Raw genomic sequence first — 2410 nt, 5'->3', positions numbered from 1 at the left:
GTTCGTAGCAGGGTTCCGTCTGGTTGCCAGAGTTTGACAGTGTTGTCAGCGCTGGCAGAGATAATGGCGGGACGTTTTGCACCGCTATTGTCTGCAAGTAAAGCGAACTTAACGTCCCAAACAATGCCGCTGTGACCTTCCAGAGTGCTCACCAGTTCGCCATCTAGAGTCCAAACCTTGACCGTATTATCTGTGCTGCTAGAGGCGAGGAGGTTTCCATCCGGGCTAAAGGCAACACCCCAAACTGCACCTTGATGTCCGCTCAGGGTTTTGAGCAGTTTGCCATCGGCACTCCACAGCCGAATGGTGCTGTCTTCACTGGCGGAGGCGATGCGCTCACCGTCTGGACTCACGGCGATCGCCCAGATCGCAGCGTTGTGTCCCTGAAAGGTTTTGAGCAGTTTGCCTTCCCTACTCCACAGATAAATGTTGCCGTCCACGCTGGATGTTACCAGGCGCTGGCTGTCGGGACTAAAACGAAGGGCGTAGACGCTGCTGATCGTGTGTTGGAGAGTATGCAGCAAGGTGCCATCCCGTTGCCACATCTTGGCTGTTTGGTCGCCGCCTCCGGTGGCGATGAGTTGACCGTCTGGGCTGACATCAACTGCTAGAACCGGGCTGGAATGCCCCAACAGGCGATTGAATTCTGCCGTTCCATAGATGGCTTGTTGCAGGACTTGTCGAACTTGAGATGGCAACTGGGGGCTGGAAGGCACGAGACTGTCGAGCCTGCGTCTGGCTTTGATGGCGCTCACGAGGGCATCTAATCGCTGTTGGGAGGCGAATTGCCCTGCGGATGAGGAAGTGAGGGCTTGAACTTCGCTGATGCGGGCTTGCTGCTCGCTGGTGATGGCGTAATGATATTGCCAGAGGGCGAGAATGCCAAAGACGATCGCAACTATTAGTGCTCCACTTAGCGCCCCAAGAAATCTTCGCTGCCGCTTCGCTGTCTCTCGCTCTAAAACTAACCGCTTGCGTTCTTCTGTGAGTCTGGCTTCAACTTCTCTGAGCCTCGCTGCTTCCAGCGCTTGCTGCACTTCGAGCCTGTCTAATTCACCAGAAGCGGCTAAAAAGTGATAATCCAAATCGCTCAAACTTTTTCCCTGGGCCCAGTAGGAAGCGTCTTTTAACGATTGTCCGCGCAACAATCGCGATTCATCGGTTTGTTTTGAAGCGATCCAAGCGTTGAAAGCTTGGGAGTAAGGACGCAGTTGCTCTAACTGTTTTTCTACCCATTGTAGGTGAAACACTCCTTGATAAATCGGGTTGCTTACATTTAAAAAACCTTGTTTTTTTACTACCAAACCTGACAGCAGCAATTCGATCTGCTCTCGACTATCATCCGCTTCAATTTCACCAGCTTGTAAGAGGTTTTGATAGATACCTAAGCTACGTGCAGTAAGTTGTTCGTTGCCAATAATGCGATCGCGGATTGTCTTTAAATGCTCTGGATCATCTTGCGATTCCCATTGATGGATGATGTTTTCTCTCACCAACGATTCCACAAAAAATCCCTCCGTTCCCGGTGGTATTTTTAAATCACCGCTGTGGGCTTTCCGCGCCATTTTCACTACTAATTCACATAGTTTTTGCGTTAAAAAGGGCTGTCCTCCCGTCCAATATAAGATTTCTTTGAGAACTGCCTGTGGATTGGCTATGACCTTTTCTAACCCTTTCGCTAATGGTTGCGCTTCTTCTAAGCTAAATCCTGACAAATCGATCGCCACTCCGATATTAAAAGGTGTCCGATTTTTATCGGCGATTAAATCGCTGGGTGTAGCTACTCCGAAAAGGGCGAAGGTAATCCGGTTGTATTCTGGATTAAGGGCTCGTTGGTTATAACAATAACGGATCAAGGCAAAAAAATCATCTACGGGAAAATCTAAACTTAAAATACTATCAATCTCATCGACAAATATAAAAATTCGAGTCTCCGGAAATTTCGCTAATAATATCTCTTCAATAAATTGACTCAATCTTTGCAGGAGAGAAACTTCTTCTTGTTCTTGCCACCAGGTTTTTAAATTGACTTTTCCTACAAGATGGAAACTGCGCCACAAATCCCCAACGATTCCTTTGTACCACTGTAAGGGAGTAATGTTTTCGCTGCCGATGCGGGTCATGTCGATCGTACTGCACTGAAACCCTTCGGCTTGCAGTCGGTGCAGGGTGCGAACGAGAAGGGAAGATTTGCCCATTTGCCGGGAATTGAGAACGTAGCAAAACTCGCCGAGTTTTAAGGCTTCATAAAGTTCGATATCTGCTTGTCGTTCGACATAGGTAGGCGCATCAGTTGCGAGACTGCCACCAATTTGATAAGAGTAATCTTTCATCCCACATTCCGCAGATGTGGGTGGAATTTTTTTATCAGTTGTGAAAAGTTGGAACCCCAAAGTTTTTCCGTTTAACT

At 48.2% G+C, this 2410-nt stretch carries 1 protein-coding gene; it reads right to left on the bottom strand.

What is annotated here, in order from left to right:
- Nucleotides 1-2333 (bottom strand): AAA-like domain-containing protein (locus QUA38_RS23555; protein WP_333166152.1); only part of this gene is annotated, 2333 nt, incomplete at its 3' end.
- Between the last annotated feature and the right edge of the window lie 77 nt (nt 2334-2410).

Origin of the sequence: Microcoleus sp. Pol12B4, assembly GCF_036701385.1 — a bacterium.
Taxonomy (GTDB): Bacteria; Cyanobacteriota; Cyanobacteriia; order Cyanobacteriales; family Microcoleaceae; genus Microcoleus.
The sequence above is the reverse complement of the archived record's forward strand: the minus strand, read 5'-3'. Positions and strand labels throughout refer to the sequence as shown.